Source organism: Rothia terrae (genome assembly GCF_012396615.1).
GTDB classification, from domain to species: Bacteria; Actinomycetota; Actinomycetes; order Actinomycetales; family Micrococcaceae; genus Rothia; species Rothia terrae.
Genome location: NZ_JAAXPV010000001.1, coordinates 97,857 through 116,246, shown reverse-complemented (window position 1 = coordinate 116,246; position 18,390 = coordinate 97,857). Strand labels below are relative to the sequence as shown.

Genomic DNA, 18,390 nt, shown 5'->3' with positions numbered 1-18,390 from the left:
AGTGCGAGCAGGTCAAATTTGACTATGAGCCACAGCGCGGGCGCAGAACGTGAGAAGATTCTTAGAACACAGGGTAGAGAGGGCGAAGACATGACTGATTTTCTTCTGACCATGTGGAATGAACGTCACGCGCAAGGACTTCTAGACGCTTACGTTCAGAATCCTGATATCCATCGTCAAATGGATGAACTGGTCTCTGCCGAAGATGCGCGTCGCCTTATTGCCGAACAGTATGCGATGTCTGCAGAACGAGCTGTGTGGTGCGTTCAAGCTAACAGGCAACCGGTAGGGGCTATCGGCGTGACGTACTCCGGGATATCCGATTCAGGTTTCGATTGGGGATGGGTGTTTTATTGGAACGTGCCACCCTTACGCGGTTCAGGCATTATGAAACACCTTGTCAAGCAGGTGTGTGACTGGGCTTTAGGGAATACCGAGCTCGGCACTAGTGATTTAATGACTGCTGATATATCGGAGCTTGTAGCTCAACCGAGTCCTTGCTTGCGCAGACTTGAACTGGGATATCGGGCTAATAACCCTACCTCAGCATCTGTCGCTCAATTCGCCGGTTTCAGCGTTGAAGGGTGCGAGCGTGAAAAGTTTCTGGTAGATGGAACGCCTGTAGACGTCATTACAGCCGGCCGCTTAGCGACTGGCCCTACACGTGTCGCGCGCAATGGCGGATTACACCATATTGAGCTATGGGTTTCAGATTTTTCTCACGATCTTCCTGCGTGGACCTGGCTATTTCGACAACTAGGGTGGAGGGTTTTAGATAACTGGACCAACGGGGTCTCTTTCCAAGACCCGATAAGCTCTACCTACTGCGTCCTCGAACAATCACCTGATGTGCAAGCGTGTCATAACCGTATGAACGCAGGTCTAAACCATATAGCGTTTAGGGTTCGTGAGAAGGATATGTTGGACCGAGTCCGCTCTGATGCCCGTCAACACGGTTGGGAAGAGCTGTTTGGGCAGAGTTACCCTCATGCAGGAGGTTCGCAACATATGGCTCTCTACCTTGAGAACTCCCAGGGGTTTGAAGTCGAGATAGTGGCGGACTAAAGCCCTACCTGCACGATCGACCACGCAACAATCTGCTGTAGCAGCAGGGGATTCGCGTAAATCGCGGGATCGCCGTGTTCTGCGTCCTCTACTAATTTCAATTGCGTCTCGATGCCGTGTTTCTCTAGTGCTGTAAATGCTTTGGATGATTGATTCCACGGAACCAAAGAATCTGCAGTACCGTGTACGAAGAATAGGGGCGCGTGCTGGTGTGTGCCGCTTGGGCTTGCCAGCTGAGCATAGTCAATAGGATGCGCGGTAGCCCACGCCTGCTCAGCATCAGAACCACGGGGCGCAGGGTAAGCACTGCCCAAAAGTAGCTTTTCAGCGTCTCCATCTTCTGGGTGTTCGCCGCTAAAACCGCAAGCTACTCGGTCATCAAAAATCGTGCGCAAATCACTGACCCCGTAGATGCTAATCGCAGCTTGAATATCTGACAAAGTATCAGGAGCCGCACCTTCTAAATACGCATCTTTCAAGTGGCCTGTACCAGCCAAGAGTTGAGCCAAGTGCCCGCCGGCTGAGCCACCAGCAACGACGATGCGGGACGCATCAATGCCTAGCTCTAAAGCGTGTTCTTTGAAGTACCTAACGGCGGCTTTCACATCGTGCAACTGTGCGGGAAACTGAGCGATGTCAGAGAGACGATAATTGATCGAGGCAACCGCAAAGCCAGCTGCAGTAAATGCGATGCGGAGTTTATGCGCACCGGACAGTGAATTTTCCGCGCTACTTTTATCACCGTAACGCCACGCTCCTCCGTGAATATAAATCATGAGAGGTGCCCGTTCAGTACCGTGCAAGGATGCTTGCGGCGGGTAGAAATCGAAGGCATGACTGACGTCGTTGTTAGGTGTGTAGAAACCGGTGAGCGGTGTCATTAGAAGGGCTCGCTCCAATCAACGGGGGTAGTGGTTCAATCAGCAAGAATCTCAGGATTCATGAGACCACCATCATATTCAAAAAGGACGCGTACATGCGGCTGTTATGAGCCGAGATCCTGTTTTGTCGCCGAAATCCTGATTTATACCAGGATTTCGGCGACAAAACAGGATCTCGAGGGTTAGCGCGTGGCCAAGAAAAAATCCCAGCACAGAAAAATCTGTACTGGGATGTTATGTGCCCCCGAAAGGAATCGAACCTTCGACACCAGGTACCGGAAACCTGTGCTCTATCCACTGAGCTACGGGGGCCTATATTTATTTTAGTTTTGCCGGTGGTAGCTCAGCGGATGGCAAAGCTGGCGCTTTGTTCTACGCCTTGATTTTTGTTTCCTCGCTTGCTCGGAAAATCAATGCGTAGCTGAGCTACGAGTGTAGCCGCCACACCTACCGGTATAACACCCCGCCATACTACCAGATGAGGAGGGCAAGTGACCAAGTCTTGCCCTGTTTCAGCTGTTATCAAAGGGCGATGTGCGGGTAGACTGAGGGTATGACTCCCGAAGAATTATCACTCGCAATTGAAAATAGTTTGAATGAAGCGCTGGCTGAAGGTCAGCTTGAACTTGTTGAGGGCGCTGATCGCCCGCAGGTTAAGGTTGAGCGTCCTAAGAACCGTGACCACGGTGACTGGGCTACCAACATTGCTTTGCAGCTGTCTAAGAAGGTCGGTAAGAACCCGCGTGAGGTAGCGACTATTCTCTCCGAGCGCATTCAGCAGATTGATGGCGTGACGAAGGTTGATATCGCAGGTCCTGGCTTCTTGAATATTGTTCTGGATGCGGCTGCTGCTGGCGAACTGGCAAAGACTATTGTGGAGGCTGGTAAGTCTTTCGGCACGACAACCGAGCTTGAGGGCAAGACCATCAACCTCGAATTTGTGTCTGCTAACCCCACCGGCCCCATTCACTTGGGCGGTACCCGCTGGGCAGCTGTTGGCGACTCGCTGGCACGCGTCCTTGAGGCTTCAGGCGCGAATGTTGTGCGTGAGTACTACTTCAACGATCATGGTGGCCAGATTGACCGTTTCGCTCGTTCGTTGCTGGCTCGTGCTAAGAACGAGGCTGCGCCTGAGGACGGTTACGGTGGAGAGTATATCACCGACATCGCTAACCGTGTGCTTGAGGCTAATCCCGGTGCCCTGGAGTCTGAGGACCCTCAGGAAGTTTTCCGCGCTGCCGGTGTTGAGTTCATGTTCGGTGATATTAAGAAGTCACTGCACGAATTCGGCGTTGATTTTGATGTTTACTTCCACGAGAATTCACTGTTCGAAAACGGCAAGGTCGAAGAACTCCTTGAGAAGCTGAAGGAGTCAGAGAACCTTTACTTCAAGGATGGCGCATGGTGGCTGAAGTCAACTGACTTTGGTGATGATAAGGACCGTGTTGTTATCAAGTCAGATGGTAACGCTGCCTACATCGCTGGCGATATTGCGTACTTCCAAGATAAGACCAAGCGTCCTGAAAACCCTGCTGACTTGGCTATTTACATGCTGGGTGCTGACCACCACGGTTACGTTGCGCGTTTGAAGGCGGCAGCTGCTGCTCTCGGTGATGATCCCGATATGGTTGAGGTCATGATCGGCCAGATGGTGAACTTGGTCAAGGACGGTAAGCCCGTCCGCATGTCAAAGCGTGCAGGTACCGTTGTGACCATGGAAGACCTCGTCGACATTGTGGGCGTTGACGCGGCGCGTTACTCACTGACCCGTTACTCGGTTGATTCAAACATCGATATCGACCTTGACGTGCTCACCAAGCAGTCCAACGAGAACCCTGTCTTCTACGTGCAGTACGCTCACGCTCGTACCTGTGCTGTTGCTCGAAACGCTGCGACCGCTGGCGTTGAACGTACAGCTTTTGACGCGTCCTTGCTTGACTCGGACGCTGACTCAGAGCTGTTGGCTGTTCTCGGCCAGTACCCGAATGCGGTGAAAGAAGCGACTAACTTCCGCGAACCTCACCGTGTAGCTCGCTACCTCGAAACTCTGGCTGGTGCCTACCACCGCTGGTATGGTAACTCCCGCGTTGCACCGCAGGACGAAGAAGAGGTCTCGGATCTGCACCGTACCCGCCTGTGGCTCAATGACGCTACTCGCCAGGTACTCGCTAACGGACTGGGTCTGGTTGGCGTGACTGCTCCGGAGAAGATGTAAATGGGTGCAGAAGCAGCTTTATACAAGCCTGAGTGGCTGACCTACCCAGAAAACCCCGCTGAGCTAGATCGCCGCATTTGGACGCAGTCCTTTGACCGCGCCGATAACGGTGAGCTCACCGTGGACGGCGTTCGTGTCAGCCAGTTGGCGGAAAAATTCGGCACCCCCGAGTATGTCTTTTCTGAAGACACCTTCCGTGCCCGCGCTCGCGAGTTTTGCACTGCTTTCGAGGACGCTTTTTCAGCCCACGGTGCCGAGGTTTCGGTCTACTACGCGGGCAAGGCTTTCTTGACAACGGCGGTAGCTGCTTGGGCGAAAGAAGAAGGTCTCAATATTGATACTGCATCCGGCGGCGAGCTGGGCATAGCACTTCGTGCCGGAGTGCCGGGGGATCGCATCGCTCTTCACGGCAATAACAAGTCGGTGGCTGAGATTCGTCGTGCTCTGGAAAATAAGGTTGGACGCATCGTTGCTGACTCGGTGCCCGAGGTACAGTTGATTGCCCAGGTGGCAGCTGAGATGGGTGCCGTTGCTCCTATCATGCTTCGTCTGACACCCGGCGTGCACGCGTCCACTCACGACTTCATTGCTACAGCGCATGAGGATCAAAAATTCGGTCAGTCGCTGGTGGAGGGTACGAGCGGTCTTTCAGGTCTGTCATTGGAAGAACTATTTGAGCTAGGCCTGGACGCCGATGATTGCTATGCGGCAATTTCCGTAGCTATTGCTCATCGCGAGCAGTCCCTGGACCTGCGCGGTTTACACTGCCATATTGGTTCTCAGATTTTTGAGGCTGATGGTTTTGGTAAGGCAGCTGAGAAGGTGCTGACTTTCATGCACGAGATGAATCAGCGCTTTGGTATTACTATGCCTGAGATTGATTTGGGCGGCGGCTACGGTATTGGTTACACCGAAGAGGATCATCCTCGCGGTTCTGCAGATGTGGCTACTTCGTTAGCTGATATGGTTTCGAAGACTTGCGCAAATTTGGGTATGGATATTCCTCACCTGTCATTTGAGCCCGGTCGTTCCATTGCCGGCCCCTCGGGCATCACTCTCTACACAGTAGGAACTATCAAGAACGTTTCTATTGAGGATGAAAACGGTGATACCCGCGTACGTCGCTACGTGTCGGTCGATGGCGGTATGAGCGATAACGCGCGTCCGGTTCTTTACGAATCTGACTACACTGCAACACTGGCTAACCGTACACCCGCCGGAGAGCAGGTTCTCTCACGCGTGGTGGGTAAGCACTGCGAGTCCGGCGACATTGTGGTTCGCTACGTTTATTTGCCCGAAGATTTGCAGGCGGGCGATATTCTAGCGGTTCCCGCCACCGGTGCGTACTGCTTTGCGCTGAGCTCTAACTACAACTACCTGACGAAGCCGGGCGTTGTAACAACCAGCGCAGATAAAGCACCTCGAGAAATCGTTCGACGCGAAACCGAAGAGGATATGCTTCGCCGCGATATGGGCCTTGTCTAACCGCCTGTTCATCTCACAGTTTAGAATGTGAGCTCAACATACGGTAATGCGTGTAATACTGCACCATAATGTAGTGGGTAAAGCTTTTAAAAAGTTTTGCCCACTACAGTTGTATATCAGCGAAATATTCAACATTTTTTATCTAATCACGGGAGTGATGCATGAATAATCAGGCCATCAAGGTAGCCCTTTTGGGAGCCGGAAATGTGGGTTCGCAAGTAGCTCGCATGCTGCTGCAGGATGCCGAGACTTTGGCGCAGCGAATTGGTGCGCCTGTTGAGCTGATTGGTATTGCTGTTCGCGATACCTCAGCTAAGCGTCACTTTGAGGTTGATGCATCGTTATACACCACCGATGCTGATGCGTTGATTGACGCTGCTGATGTCGTGATTGAGCTGACCGGCGGTATTGAACCGGCTCGCACCCGTATATTGCGAGCGTTGACCGGCGGAAAATCTGTTGTCTCAGGGAATAAGGCTTTGCTTGCTAAGCACGGCATGGAGTTGCAGGCGGCTGCCAAAAAGACCGGTGCTCAACTTTCTTATGAAGCGGCAGTGGCAGGTGCTATCCCGATTATTCGCCCGCTGCGCGACTCGCTGGCAGGCGATAATGTCACGCGTGTTCTGGGCATTATGAACGGCACCACCAACTACATTCTTGATCAGATGGATACCACCGGTGCTCAGTTTGAGGATGCGCTCGCTGAGGCCCAGCGTTTGGGCTATGCCGAGGCTGATCCCACTGCCGATGTTGAGGGTCACGATGCTGCTTCTAAAGCGGCTATTGTTGCCTCCCTTGCATTCCATTCTGAATTCACTATTGACGATGTTCATATTGAGGGCATTACATCTGTGACAGCAGATGATGTTGAGGCCGCGGTTGCTGATGGCTTTGTTATCAAGTTACTTGCAGTGTGTGAACGCGATGGTGATGGCGTGAACATTCGAGTCAATCCAACCTTGGTTCCTCGTAAGCATCCGTTGGCATCTGTTCACGATGCTTTCAACGCTGTTTTTGTACAGGCAGATAACGCCGGTGAACTCATGTTCTACGGTCCCGGTGCAGGTGGCGCACCCACCGCATCGGCAGTGCTGGGTGACTTTGTGTCGATTGCCCGCCGCATGGTTCTGGGTGGTCCCGGTATTCCCGAATCGTCGCACGCCTCTTTGCAGGCAACCGCGATGAAGTACGTGGTGTCTCGCTACTCGGTAGGTCTTGAGGTCGAGGACAAGATTGGTGTGCTGGCGAACATTACTCGCATTTTTGCAGAGCACTCGGTGTCCATTCAGACCATCCGTCAGAACCACTTATCTGGCGATGAAGAAAACAGCATCAGCTCTATTCGCATCGTGACTCACCGAGCTACTGATGCCGACCTCACGAAGTGTATGGCAGTGGTGGATGCGCTCGATACCGTGCGGGAGATTACCAGCGTCATTCGCGTTGAGGGCGAGTAACCCTCTCATCCGTTTTTGATCCTTATTAGTTATTTTTGTAAGAAACGAGGCACCCCATGGCGCATGTGTGGCAGGGCGTAGTTAATGAATACCGAGATCGCCTTCCTTTCGGCGATGATGTTGAGGCTGTAACTCTGGGCGAGGGTGGCACCCCGCTTATTTACGCTCCGGCGTTGAGCGCTCATACCCGGAACAAGGTCTACATCAAGTTTGAGGGCATGAACCCTACCGGATCTTTCAAGGATCGCGGTATGACCAGTGCAATTACTGCGGCTAAAGCTGAAGGTGCTCAGGCTGTTGTCTGCGCTTCAACCGGTAATACCTCAGCTTCTGCTGCAGCGTATGCAACCCAAGCTGGTTTGCGCTGTGCTGTATTGGTGCCTGAAGGCAAGATCGCTTTGGGCAAGCTTTCTCAGGCTATTGCACACGGAGCTGACCTTCTACAGGTTAACGGCAACTTTGATAACTGCCTTGAAATTGCGCGCAAACTGGCCGATAACTATCCCGTGTTCCTGGTGAACTCGGTTAATCCTTACCGTATCGAGGGTCAGAAAACCGGTTCTTTTGAGGTCGTTGACACTTTGGGCGATGCCCCCGATTACCACCTGCTTCCCGTGGGCAATGCCGGTAACATCACCGCTTACTGGAAGGGTTACAAAGAATACTCAGAGAAGTGGGAGGACCGCGACGGTAACGTGCTAGAACCCGTAGCAACCAAGCGTCCTAAGATGTGGGGATTCCAGGCTGCAGGCGCAGCTCCCATTGTTTTGGGTCACCCCGTTGATGAGCCAGAAACCATTGCAACGGCAATTCGTATCGGTAATCCTGCGTCTTGGGCTCAGGCTGAAGCTGCTCGCGACGAGTCAGGTGGCTTGATTGACTCTGTGACTGACGAGGAAATCCTTGAAGCTCATCGCTGGCTCTCGTCGAAAGAAGGTGTGTTCTGCGAACCCGCCTCAGCTGCGGGCGTTGCTGGTCTGCTGAAGAAGTTTGAGGCTGGCGAGGCTCCTCAGGATTCAACCATCGTGATTACCGTGACCGGTCACGGACTCAAAGACCCGCAGTGGGCTTTGAAGAATGCTGATGGTTCTGATATTCAGCCCACCAAGGTAGACTTCGATGTTGTGTCGGTAGCGGATGCGCTCGGACTGGCATAAACAGTGCTGAGGGAAAGTGCGCGACCGCCTTTGCGTCAGGTCACGCGCTTTCCCTTTTTTGCTTAAACTCAAGGTTATCTCTGGCTCAAATTTTAAAGGTTTTCCCATGACTATTCCTATGATTGACGGTTCTAACGAGGCTCAGTACACCCCAGATATTATTCCGGTGGGCACCTCCGTAACCGTGCACGTGCCGGCATCTAGCGCTAATCTTGGCCCCGGCTATGACTCTCTGGGTGTGTCTTTGGCGTATTTTGATGAGTTGACGATTACTCGTATTGAAGAAGGTCTTGAGTTTGAGCTGTCGGGGGAGGGTGCCGATGAGGTTCCTCAGGACGCCTCGCATTTGGTGGTAAAGGCGATGCAAACCGCGTGGAAGGCTATTGGCCTCTTCGAGCTCCCTACTTTACGCATCACGGCGCATAATCGCATTCCGCATTCACGTGGCATGGGATCTTCAGCTTCAGCTATCGTTGCAGGTGTTGCTGCCGCAAATGCACTGCTCCCTGAAGAAGTTCGTCTGAGCGAGGACGCTGTTTTGCAGATTTGCTCCGGCATGGAGGGGCATCCTGACAATGTGGCTCCGTCGCTGTATGGAAACCTTGTCATTTCTTATGGTGATAATGAGGGGTGGCATTCTCTGCCGGTAGCAGTACACCCTGACATCAAGCCCGTTGTGGCTATTCCTGATTATGAGGTGCCCACTAAAGTCGCGCGAGGGCTGATTCCCGAGACCGTCCCACACCGCGATGCAGCTGCAAACTCAGGACGCGCGGCCCTCCTGAGCCAGGCGTTGAGCAGTTATCCCGAATACCTGTTTGCAGCCACCCAAGATCTGCTTCACCAGTCTTACCGTGCCACCGCAATGAAGCCCAGCGCATCCCTGGTAGCGGTGCTTCGCGGCCACGGATACCCGGCAGTTATCTCGGGTGCTGGCCCCACCGTTATGGTATTTGCACGTGGTCAAGAAGAGCGTGAAAACGTTATTTCCACCATCGAGCACTTCAGCCAAACATCACCAGCATCCATCTTTGATCAGCGAAAGCTGGTGTGGCGTGTGCTACCTGTCGAAATCGACACCAAAGGTGTTATAGTTACACGAGAAGAAAACGCATCCGCCAAATAAATTGGCACGTTGACTTCAGCTGTTATTGAGCAACTTCTGATGTTGCTCACGCAAGATTTACTTCTTCTGAAAGTAGTAAATCATCAACAGCGCACCGTGCAAAATGTTTTGAGTGTTAGAGCATAGCCGTGCGAACATCTAGAACACTTGTCTTTAGTTTTCCTTTAGCTCATCGCGCGCATACAAATCCCTGTGACGGCACCCGATTTACTCGTTGAATCTGGATGTTCATGCCAATAGTTTCAGGCATCGTTGTGAACCAGCTCTTGGTGAACTTTCTTGAACCTGAGAAAGACTGCTAACGCTGTGGGCGGGAAACTCATCGCATCATTGCACCGGCACGCATCTGTACGCGTTGCCCACCAACCGACCATTCCAGGGAAGGACCATTCGTGGCAGAATCCACCGACCAGAACACTGGTGCGGACACCACCGAAAACAAGACCCCTAGCCTGAGCACCCTGAAACTTGCTCAGCTGCAGTCTCTCGCATCGCAACTTGGCATCGTTGGCGCCCGCCGCATGCGCAAGTCAGATTTGGTAGAGGCTATTACCGCTCACCAGCGTGGCTCATCTGTGGCTGATCGCCCGGAGGCTACCGCTAGCACCGAAGCTAGCGAGAACTCCTCGAAGCCCGCTCGTAAGCGTTCCACGCGTAAAACTGCTGCTGATAAAGCGCAGAGTGAATCAGCGCAGGACAATGGCGAGCAGGTTGCTACTGAAGCAGCAGCTCCCGAGGCTCAGAGCGAGCAGACTGAACAGGCAGAAAAGCCCGCTCGCAAACGTCGTAACCGTCGTGCAAGCTCAACCGGCAACACAGTAGAAGCTACTTCTGAAACTTCAGAAAACACTGCGAATACCCAGGCCGAAGACAACAAGCAGAACGCTGAGTCCTCAGAAGAAAACTCTTCAGAGAACACTAACCGTCGCACTCGTTCACGTTCAGACAGTCGTCGCAAGAAGACTGACGATTCAGCTAACGAGGCCGCAGAATCATCGCAGTCAGAGGCTAAGAAGGACGACGCCTCCAACGACGAATCAGCGCCTAACGAAAACGCTGAAAAGAGCGAGCGTCACGACAAGAACGAACGCAGCGATAAGAACGAGCGCAACGAGCGTCGTAACCGCCGTGAGCGCAACAACCGTGATGATCGTAATAACGACCGTCGCGAGCGCAACAACGATGACAAGAGCGAGAAGAACGAAAAGTCTGATCGCAACGATAAGTCGGAGCGTAACAACCGCGATAACAACGGCCCCGATGACGATGATCGCCGCAACCGCCGTAACCGCAACCGTCGTGACCGCAACCAGGAACGTCGCGAGCGTCGTAACCGTCGCAATGACAACGACGAGCCCGAGATTACCGAGGACGATGTTCTTGTACCTGTAGCGGGTATCTTGGACGTCCTGGACAACTACGCTTTCGTGCGTACTTCAGGCTGGCTGCCCGGCCCCAACGATGTCTATGTATCACTGGCTCAGGTCAAGCGCTACGGCCTGCGTAAGGGCGATGCTGTAGTGGGTGCTATTCGCGCACCTCGCGATGGTGATAACCAGAACAACAGTCGCCAGAAGTTCAACGCTTTGGTTCAGCTGACCTCAATCAACGGTTTGAGCCCTGAAGAGTCAAAGACTCGTCGCGATTTCGCAAAGCTGACCCCCTTGTACCCCAAGGAGCGACTGCGTCTGGAAACCGAGCCTAAGAAGATTGGTACTCGCGTGGTTGACCTCGTGGCTCCCATTGGTAAGGGTCAGCGCGGTCTGATTGTCTCACCTCCTAAGGCAGGTAAGACTCTGATGCTGCAGTCAATCGCAAACGCTATCACCACCAACAACCCCGAGGTTCACCTCATGATGGTTTTGGTCGATGAGCGTCCTGAAGAAGTGACCGACATGAAGCGCACCGTCAAGGGCGAAGTTATTGCTTCGACCTTTGACCGTCCCGCAGAAGATCACACCACTGTTGCTGAACTGGCTATCGAGCGCGCTAAGCGTCTGGTAGAGCAGGGTCACGACGTTGTTGTTCTGCTGGATTCTATGACCCGCTTGGGACGTGCTTACAACCTCGCGGCACCGGCATCAGGACGCATCCTCTCCGGTGGTGTGGACTCAGCAGCTCTGTACCCGCCCAAGAAGTTCTTCGGCGCAGCTCGCAACATCGAAGAAGGCGGCTCGCTCACCATTTTGGCAACCGCTCTGGTTGAGACCGGCTCAAAGATGGATGAGGTCATCTTCGAAGAGTTCAAGGGCACCGGCAACATGGAGCTTCGCCTCTCACGCCAGTTGGCTGACAAGCGAATCTTCCCCGCAGTCGACGTTAACGCATCGGGTACCCGTCGCGAAGAGAACCTGCTGTCTTCTGAAGAAGTCAAGATTATGTGGGGTCTTCGCCGAGTTCTGGCGGGCATGGAGCAGGAGCAGGCACTGAACCTGCTGACTACCAAGCTCCGTGACACCGGCTCAAACGTAGAATTCTTGCTCTCTGTGCAGAAGTCACAGTTCAAGGGCTACAACGACTAGCAGCTTGATGTGCACCGCGGAACATCACCGCGGTGCTCATTAGCGTCAGTCCACAAATTTTTTTTGAGCGCGCCGTGGTACAAGGCTCGGTGCGCTGACTCAGATAAAAGAAGGCATAAAATGTTTGATTCAATTCAGACTCTGCTTGATGAACACGCTGATATTCAGCAGCAGCTGGCAGACCCCGCGGTTCACGCTGACCAGGGAAAAGCTCGCAAGCTGGGACGTCGTTACTCAGAACTCAACGGTATTGTTGAGGCGCATAAGCGTTACGAAGGTCTTAAAGGCGACCTCGAAGCAGCGAAAGAAATGGCGGACGAGGATCCCGAGTTCGCAGCTGAAGTTGAAGAGATCGAAGCTCAGATTCCCGAGGCAGAAGAGAAACTCCGTCGCTTGTTAATTCCTCGCGACCCGGATGATGGCCGTAACGTCATTCTCGAAGTTAAGGGCGGCGAAGGTGGCGACGAAGCTTCCTTGTTCGCTGGCGACCTTTTGCGTATGTACACCCGTTACGCTGAAACTAAGGGTTGGAAGACCGAGATTATCGAGTCGAACATGACCGATGTCGGCGGTTACAAGGACGTTCAGGTTGCAATTAAGGGTAACTCCAACGATCCCGCCGAGGGCGTTTGGGCTCACCTGAAGTACGAAGGTGGCGTGCATCGTGTGCAGCGCGTTCCCGCGACCGAGTCACAGGGCCGCATCCACACCTCAGCGGCTGGCGTTCTTGTCTTCCCCGAAGTTGATGAACCCGACGAAATCGAGATCAACCAGAACGATCTGAAGATTGACGTCTACCGTTCATCCGGTCCCGGCGGTCAGTCTGTGAACACCACCGACTCCGCTGTCCGTATTACCCACCTGCCCACCGGCATCGTGGTAGCAATGCAGAACGAGAAGTCACAGTTGCAGAACCGCGAAGCTGCAATGCGAGTTCTTCGCGCCCGTCTGCTCGCCCACCAGCAGGAGCAGATTGACGCTGAAAACGCAGCGCACCGAGCATCTCAGGTGCGTACTATGGATCGTTCAGAACGTATTCGTACCTATAACTATCCTGAAAACCGCATCGCTGATCACCGCACCGGCTACAAGGCATACAACCTTGACGCTGTGATTGACGGTGCTCTTGACCCGGTGATCCAGTCCGCGATTGAGATGGACGAAGCTCACCGACTCGAGGCTCTGGGCCAGGAGAAATAAGAGCTCGTGAGCGATTTTGTGTATCAGCCCGGTGAAGAGCTTGATTCAGCCCTTCACCGGGCTGGCGCGTATCTTCAGAGCGCCGGTATTGATTCTGGTTTGGTGGATGCACAGTTGATCGCTGCGCATCTTGTGTCGAGTGAGTTGGGGGAGGACGTCTCTCGTGGACGCATCCAGTCCATGGCTCTTACAGGTACTGCTGTTCCTGCTGGTTTTGCTGAACTGGTCAGCGAACGCGGCGCGAGGGTGCCGCTACAGCACTTGACGGGACAGGCATACTTCAGGCATTTGACGCTAAGAGTGGGGCCCGGCGTCTTTACCCCGCGTCCTGAGACTGAACTGCTGGTTGATCATGTCCTGGACTATATGCGATTCCGTAGCCTGGAAAATCCGGTCGTTGTTGATTTATGTACAGGATCCGGCGCAATCGCTGCCTCTGTAGCAACTGAAATACCTGGTTCTCAGGTGTTCGCTGTTGAACTGAGCGAGGATGCTTGTGCTTGGGCAGCGCTGAATCTTGAGCCTGTGGGTGTTCAGCTGGTTCAGGGGGATGCGACTGATGCTCTTGAGCATCTGGTCGGTGAAGTTGATGTGGTGGTGACGAACCCTCCCTACATTCCAAATGGGGCTGTGCCTAAAGACCCCGAGGTGCGCGATCACGATCCGCACTTGGCGCTTTTTGGCGGTAGCGAAGACGGGATGAAGATACCTTCAGCTATTGCGGATCGGGCTTATCAGTTACTGAAACCCGGTGGGTTTGCCATAATGGAACACGCAGAAACGCAACGTGAGCTTGCTGCCTCCCTCTTCAAGAATCTCGGGTTTACCGGTGTGCAATCGATTGATGATTTAGCGGGTAAACCGAGACACACTGCCGGCCGCAAACCCTTGGGATAAGCTGAAAGAGATTTGGCTTCCTTAATTTTCGTGGAAGAATGGAAATCGTGACTGCAACTATTTTTTCTGTTGAGACTTCTGAAGAACGCGCCGAGGCACTGTCAGCGGCAGCTACTGCCGTGCAGGGTGGCAGGGTCATTGTCGTACCCACGGATACTGTTTACGGCATTGCAGCCGATGCTTTTTCAGCCGGTGGCGTTCGCGCCTTGCTGGCTGCTAAGGGACGCTCTCGTCAAATGCCTCCTCCTGTTTTGATCTATGATCCTTCGGTATTGCCCGGGCTGGCTGATCGCATCTCGTCCGATGCGCAGGCATTGGCCGATGCTTTTTGGCCCGGTGCCTTGACTCTGATTTGTCATGCTCAGCCCTCGTTGACCTGGGATCTTGGCGAGACCAAGGGCACCGTAGCTTTGCGTGTACCCGATGATGAGCTCACTATTGAGTTGCTGCGTCAGACCGGGCCGCTGGCGGTCTCATCAGCTAATAAGACCGGACGTACTGCCGCTACTACCGCTGAAGAAGCAAACAGCCAATTGGGTGAGAACGTCAACCTCATCATCGACGGTGGTATGCGTCCACGCAACCGCGCTGAAGGCACAGCGGCTCAAGATGTTGCACCTTCCACCATTATTGACTGCACCGGCGATGTCCCGGTAGTAGTGCGAGAAGGTGCTATCTCGCTAGCAGAAATTCGTTCCGTTGCTCCCAGCGTTATGACGCGTGATGAATGGGAGGAGCAAAAGCGACAGGCAGCCCAGTCCTCACTTCAAAATGCTGGTGGTAGCGTTGCCGCATCCTCGGTTGAGCAGTCACAGGCAGGTGAAACTGAGAGCAAAGATTCAGGCTCACCCCATGACGACGCGGTAGAACCTATCAAGCCTGCCCGTCAGGCGGCACCAGTGTCAGCGGGTAGTCCCCTCAATGGTCTGGTCACCGCTTCAGGGGCTCAAACACAAGCTATTGATCAGCTGCGCACCGAGGGCGCGCACTTTGTCGATACCAAACGAGTCTCAGATCAGACAAAACCTCTGTCAGTGTCTGACGCACGCGCTTTAGTTTTCGGCGAAGACTAAGAATTCCTGGCCGACACAAAAATACGGGGCGTTATCGCTAGATGCGATAACGCCCCGTATTTTTTATAAATTTTTCATTATTTGCTGTACTTTTTATCCTGCTTTTTGCCAAGAGCAGTATGGGCATCGCGCAAAACTTCGCTGACTCGAGAGGTCGGAACCAAAGAGTTGGCGCGCGTCCACGAGTCATCTTGGTCTTGCCCAAACCACATCAGCTCTACTCGGCGTACCGGTGCCTGAAAACGGTCACCACAGGCGCGTGACACGGCGTAGCCGGTTGAGACCGCAACCTTGCAGAGAGCAGCCGGAAGGCGGAGCGGAAAACGGCGCCCTGCGTCCATGAGCACGCTAGAGGTGGTAGCGCCTTCCCACGGTTGCAAAACGATGGGCGGTAGCTCACCCTGGAACTGGCCAATCATGACGGTGAATTCTGCCAGTGCATAGTTTGAGGTAATCGGTGACTTGCGATCACCAGAAGCTACGGAAGCCAGGGGAGAGGACGCGATTTTCGCAAAAGCTTCGGTGGTACGACGGCCACGGCCCATTACAGAAGTTGCGCGAATAATACACAGCTCTAGTGCATGGTGAGCTGAAACCTGAACAGGTGCAGCAGCTGGAGCGGCAGGAAACTGTGACTGCTCAGAGCCGGGCGCTACACCAGCAGCTGCGGTCTCCTGAATAAAAGCACGCAAGTAGAGTAGCGCTTCTTCACCCAAAGCCTTAGAGAAAGAGTACTCAGAGAAGGGATCGGTGCGAGGGGACGCATCCAACGTTTTAGTATTACCCTGCACCGCTGCCGAACTCATGTGGATCAGTCGCTTAACACCTGTACGCTGAGCCGCGATAGCGATAACAGCCGGCAAAAGAGCGTTCGCGCCGATGAGTGGAGCGGCATCTTGCTGAGAAGGAGCCGCAAGACCGGAAGCATTCACAATAACTTCAGCACCGGCAAAAGAATCCGCTAAATTATCGATAATCGATTCAAGGTTGCGAGCCTCTTTGACGAGTTGCTGCACATTCGTGGTGTGGGTTGCAAGACGAGGTGCTTCGATAGGATCAGCATCGATACCCTCGGCACGTAAACGGGCAAGAATGGAAGACCCCACAAAACCGCTCGCACCGATAACTTTCCAGGAGGAAGAACTCATAGGGTAGGTAGCTCCTTAGATTGTGGCATTACGATATAAAACGCGATACCTTGAATACTTACCTTCAACTCTTGCACATAATGAGGGCAAAACCACGAAGATTTGTCCGGTGTACTCCACGGAAATCTGAGATTTAGACAGAATCTATTCAGACAGTTTGGGTAGACTTGCTACAGCTAATAAATACTGGCTCACCAAAGCACAATTCTTGAACCACGTTGAGCGCAGCAGCTTCACAGCATGTAGCTACTGTCAGAAGATCCAGAAAGGTATTGGGTAACCTATGCAGAACCATTCACAGGTATTAGTGGATTCGTATGCACATGAACTACCTGTGTTGCATGATCGTGTGGTTGCCGTCGTCGTCACCTACAACCGTCTAGAGCTTCTCAAGAAGACCATTTCTGGCATTATTGAAGCTCAGCGCGTGCCCGATACCGTGGTGATTGTTAATAACGCTTCGACCGATGAGACCGCTCAGTACTTGGCAGAGTTAGATCTCCCCGTAGCGGTAGATATTATCAACCTATCCAAGAATACGGGCGGTGCCGGTGGTTTTACTGTTGGTATTGATCGCGCGCTCACTCAACACCGCGCTGATTTAGTGTGGGTTATGGACGATGACACCGAACCTACTGACAACACATTGGCGGAATCTCTTGCGGCGTGGGAGAACTATTCACCTGTACGCCTGCAACGTCCTGCGGTGGTCGCATCCAAAGTAGTGTGGGATGACGGCACCGACCACCCCATGAACACGCCGCGAACGATGATTGGGGCTGGGGCTGAAAAACATACACAAGCTAACGCGATTAACGCTCGCCCTATTCGATCTGGCTCCTTTGTTTCTTTATTGATGGACGCTTCAGTGATGCGTCAATACGGTCTGCCCATTGCAGAGTTCTTTATCTGGAACGATGATTTTGAATATTCAACGCGTCTGATTCACCACCGCGACGGTATTTCAACTGATCAATCGGTGGCGTGGCATCATACTAAAAACGCAGGGAACACGAATTCTGATCCCGGCCCTCGTTTTTATAATGATGTGCGTAATAAGCTATGGGTCTTTACCCGTCGCCGTACTCTGGCCTCATGGGAGAAGGTTCTCTACGGCGGTTCAACTGCCCGACTGTGGGTCACCACCTTGCTCAATACCGCCGAGAAGAGAACCTACGCGGGCTACCTTCTACAGGGGCTTAAGGATGCGGCGCGGAACTTTAGAGACAACACGGCGTTTTTGCAGGGCGTCTATGAACCTCAGCTACCGCTGACAGCTCATCATCTAGAGCCGGTTGAGCAGAAGTTTTCGCTTCTCATGAGCGTTTATTCCGGTGACACTGCGCATCACCTACAGCAAGCTTTGATGTCAAGTATTGATGAGCAGACAGTACGACCAGATGAGCTGGTACTTGTCGTGGACGGTGAAATTTCACGCGAGCTAGCAGAAGAAATTGAGCGCTGGAAGTCTCGTTCAACCGCCGGTGAAATCTGCCCTATGACCGTGGTGACTTTGCCCTACAACGCGGGGTTAGCGGCAGCATTGAACGAGGGCCTTCGTTACTGCTCCTACGATATTGTGGCACGAGCAGATGCCGACGATATCTCGTTGCCCGCCCGTTTTGAACAGCAGATTCCTGTGATAGCAGCTGGCGACTTGGCAGTACTAGGTTCTGCGATGGTTGAATTCGATGGGAAATCCGATGCCCCGGAAACTTCGCGAGAAGCACTAACGGGTAGTGAAAAACTGAAAAAAGTCTTGATGACTCGTAACCCCATCATGCACCCCACCGTGGTTTTGCGTAAATCAGCAGTGGACGCCGTGGGCGGTTATGAGCATGTTACCGGAGCGGAAGATTACTGGCTGTGGGCTCGGCTCACCCAGCGCGGGTACCGCATGGACAACCTGACGGTTCCCCTCGTGAAGTACCGTGTCGGTGAAGGGGCCTACCAGCGTCGCGGTGGGGCACAAGCCCTCTCAAAAGATATAGAAATCCAGCACCGCTTATACACGGGCGAGTTTATTTCTGCGCCTCAGCTGGTTAAAAATATGGTAGTTAGAGTGGGATATCGAGCTATGCCTGTTGAGCTACGCAAGAACTTGTACCGAAAGCTCATCGGTCAAAACAAGAACGCTGTCACGGTATTTCGTAAAGGAAAATAA

General features: G+C 53.2%; 13 protein-coding genes and 1 tRNA gene. 11 read left to right on the top strand and 3 right to left on the bottom strand.

Going from position 1 to position 18,390, the window contains the following annotated elements; all coding sequences use genetic code 11:
* The first annotated feature begins 24 nt into the window (after positions 1 to 24).
* Positions 25 to 1,065 (top strand): GNAT family N-acetyltransferase, encoded by a 1,041-nt coding sequence (locus HF984_RS00525; RefSeq protein ID WP_168613725.1) that lies wholly within the window; start codon positions 25 to 27, stop codon positions 1,063 to 1,065.
* Here the strand turns inward: HF984_RS00525 and HF984_RS00520 are convergent.
* Positions 1,062 to 1,946 carry an alpha/beta hydrolase gene (locus HF984_RS00520; RefSeq protein ID WP_168613724.1) on the bottom strand — a complete coding sequence of 295 codons (885 nt, stop codon included), beginning with the start codon at positions 1,944 to 1,946 and terminating at the stop codon, positions 1,062 to 1,064. The two genes, HF984_RS00525 and HF984_RS00520, sit on opposite strands and share 4 nt — an antisense overlap.
* Positions 1,947 to 2,185: 239 nt before the next feature.
* Positions 2,186 to 2,258: transfer RNA gene (locus HF984_RS00515), tRNA-Arg, on the bottom strand.
* Positions 2,259 to 2,499: 241 nt separating this feature from the next.
* Between HF984_RS00515 and argS the strand changes: the two genes are divergently transcribed.
* From argS to HF984_RS00470, 9 genes are all read left to right on the top strand, one after another.
* The gene (gene argS / locus HF984_RS00510; RefSeq protein WP_168613723.1) at positions 2,500 to 4,161 is read left to right on the top strand and encodes an arginine--tRNA ligase; all 1,662 of its coding nucleotides are present in this window, start codon (positions 2,500 to 2,502) and stop codon (positions 4,159 to 4,161) included.
* Positions 4,162 to 5,646, top strand: coding sequence for a diaminopimelate decarboxylase family protein (locus HF984_RS00505; protein ID WP_168613722.1), 1,485 nt, complete (start codon positions 4,162 to 4,164; stop codon positions 5,644 to 5,646). It abuts the gene before it with no gap.
* A 161-nt stretch (positions 5,647 to 5,807) separates the two neighbouring features.
* Complete coding sequence (locus HF984_RS00500; protein WP_168613721.1) at positions 5,808 to 7,103, top strand: homoserine dehydrogenase; 1,296 nt, start codon at positions 5,808 to 5,810, stop codon at positions 7,101 to 7,103.
* A gap of 56 nt (positions 7,104 to 7,159) precedes the next feature.
* Positions 7,160 to 8,260, top strand: coding sequence for a threonine synthase (thrC, locus tag HF984_RS00495; RefSeq protein WP_168613720.1), 1,101 nt, complete (start codon positions 7,160 to 7,162; stop codon positions 8,258 to 8,260).
* A 106-nt stretch (positions 8,261 to 8,366) separates the two neighbouring features.
* On the top strand, positions 8,367 to 9,386 hold the full coding sequence (gene thrB / locus HF984_RS00490) for a homoserine kinase (RefSeq protein ID WP_247596378.1): 1,020 nt from the start codon (positions 8,367 to 8,369) through the stop codon (positions 9,384 to 9,386).
* Between the two features lie 392 nt (positions 9,387 to 9,778).
* Positions 9,779 to 11,908, top strand: a complete 2,130-nt coding sequence (gene rho, locus HF984_RS00485; protein WP_168613719.1) for a transcription termination factor Rho — start codon at positions 9,779 to 9,781, stop codon at positions 11,906 to 11,908.
* 120 nt (positions 11,909 to 12,028) lie between these two features.
* Complete coding sequence (gene prfA, locus HF984_RS00480; RefSeq protein ID WP_168613718.1) at positions 12,029 to 13,108, top strand: peptide chain release factor 1; 1,080 nt, start codon at positions 12,029 to 12,031, stop codon at positions 13,106 to 13,108.
* Positions 13,109 to 13,114: 6 nt separating this feature from the next.
* A complete protein-coding gene (gene prmC, locus HF984_RS00475) occupies positions 13,115 to 14,005 on the top strand; it encodes a peptide chain release factor N(5)-glutamine methyltransferase (RefSeq protein WP_168613717.1) in 891 nt (296 codons plus the stop codon).
* A gap of 47 nt (positions 14,006 to 14,052) precedes the next feature.
* Positions 14,053 to 15,078, top strand: a complete 1,026-nt coding sequence (locus HF984_RS00470) for an L-threonylcarbamoyladenylate synthase (RefSeq protein WP_228008193.1) — start codon at positions 14,053 to 14,055, stop codon at positions 15,076 to 15,078.
* Positions 15,079 to 15,155: 77 nt separating this feature from the next.
* Here the strand turns inward: HF984_RS00470 and HF984_RS00465 are convergent, their stop codons facing one another.
* The gene (locus HF984_RS00465; protein ID WP_168613715.1) at positions 15,156 to 16,226 is read right to left on the bottom strand and encodes an NAD-dependent epimerase/dehydratase family protein; all 1,071 of its coding nucleotides are present in this window, start codon (positions 16,224 to 16,226) and stop codon (positions 15,156 to 15,158) included.
* Between the two features lie 283 nt (positions 16,227 to 16,509).
* On the opposite strand from HF984_RS00465, the gene HF984_RS00460 reads away from it, so the two are divergent.
* Positions 16,510 to 18,390: a glycosyltransferase gene (locus HF984_RS00460; protein ID WP_168613714.1), complete on the top strand. Its 1,881-nt coding sequence runs from the start codon at positions 16,510 to 16,512 to the stop codon at positions 18,388 to 18,390.

Bases quoted from the DNA above. Each gene is read 5' to 3' on its own strand.
- prfA (WP_168613718.1), top strand. From the start codon at position 12,029: ATGTTTGATTCAATTCAGACTCTGCTTGATGAACACGCTGATATTCAG.
- thrB (WP_247596378.1), top strand. From the start codon at position 8,367: ATGACTATTCCTATGATTGACGGTTCTAACGAGGCTCAGTACACCCCA.
- HF984_RS00525 (WP_168613725.1), top strand. From the start codon at position 25: ATGAGCCACAGCGCGGGCGCAGAACGTGAGAAGATTCTTAGAACACAG.
- HF984_RS00465 (WP_168613715.1), bottom strand. From the start codon at position 16,226: ATGAGTTCTTCCTCCTGGAAAGTTATCGGTGCGAGCGGTTTTGTGGGG.
- argS (WP_168613723.1), top strand. From the start codon at position 2,500: ATGACTCCCGAAGAATTATCACTCGCAATTGAAAATAGTTTGAATGAA.
- HF984_RS00460 (WP_168613714.1), top strand. From the start codon at position 16,510: ATGCAGAACCATTCACAGGTATTAGTGGATTCGTATGCACATGAACTA.
- thrC (WP_168613720.1), top strand. From the start codon at position 7,160: ATGGCGCATGTGTGGCAGGGCGTAGTTAATGAATACCGAGATCGCCTT.
- HF984_RS00520 (WP_168613724.1), bottom strand. From the start codon at position 1,946: ATGACACCGCTCACCGGTTTCTACACACCTAACAACGACGTCAGTCAT.
- HF984_RS00500 (WP_168613721.1), top strand. From the start codon at position 5,808: ATGAATAATCAGGCCATCAAGGTAGCCCTTTTGGGAGCCGGAAATGTG.
- HF984_RS00505 (WP_168613722.1), top strand. From the start codon at position 4,162: ATGGGTGCAGAAGCAGCTTTATACAAGCCTGAGTGGCTGACCTACCCA.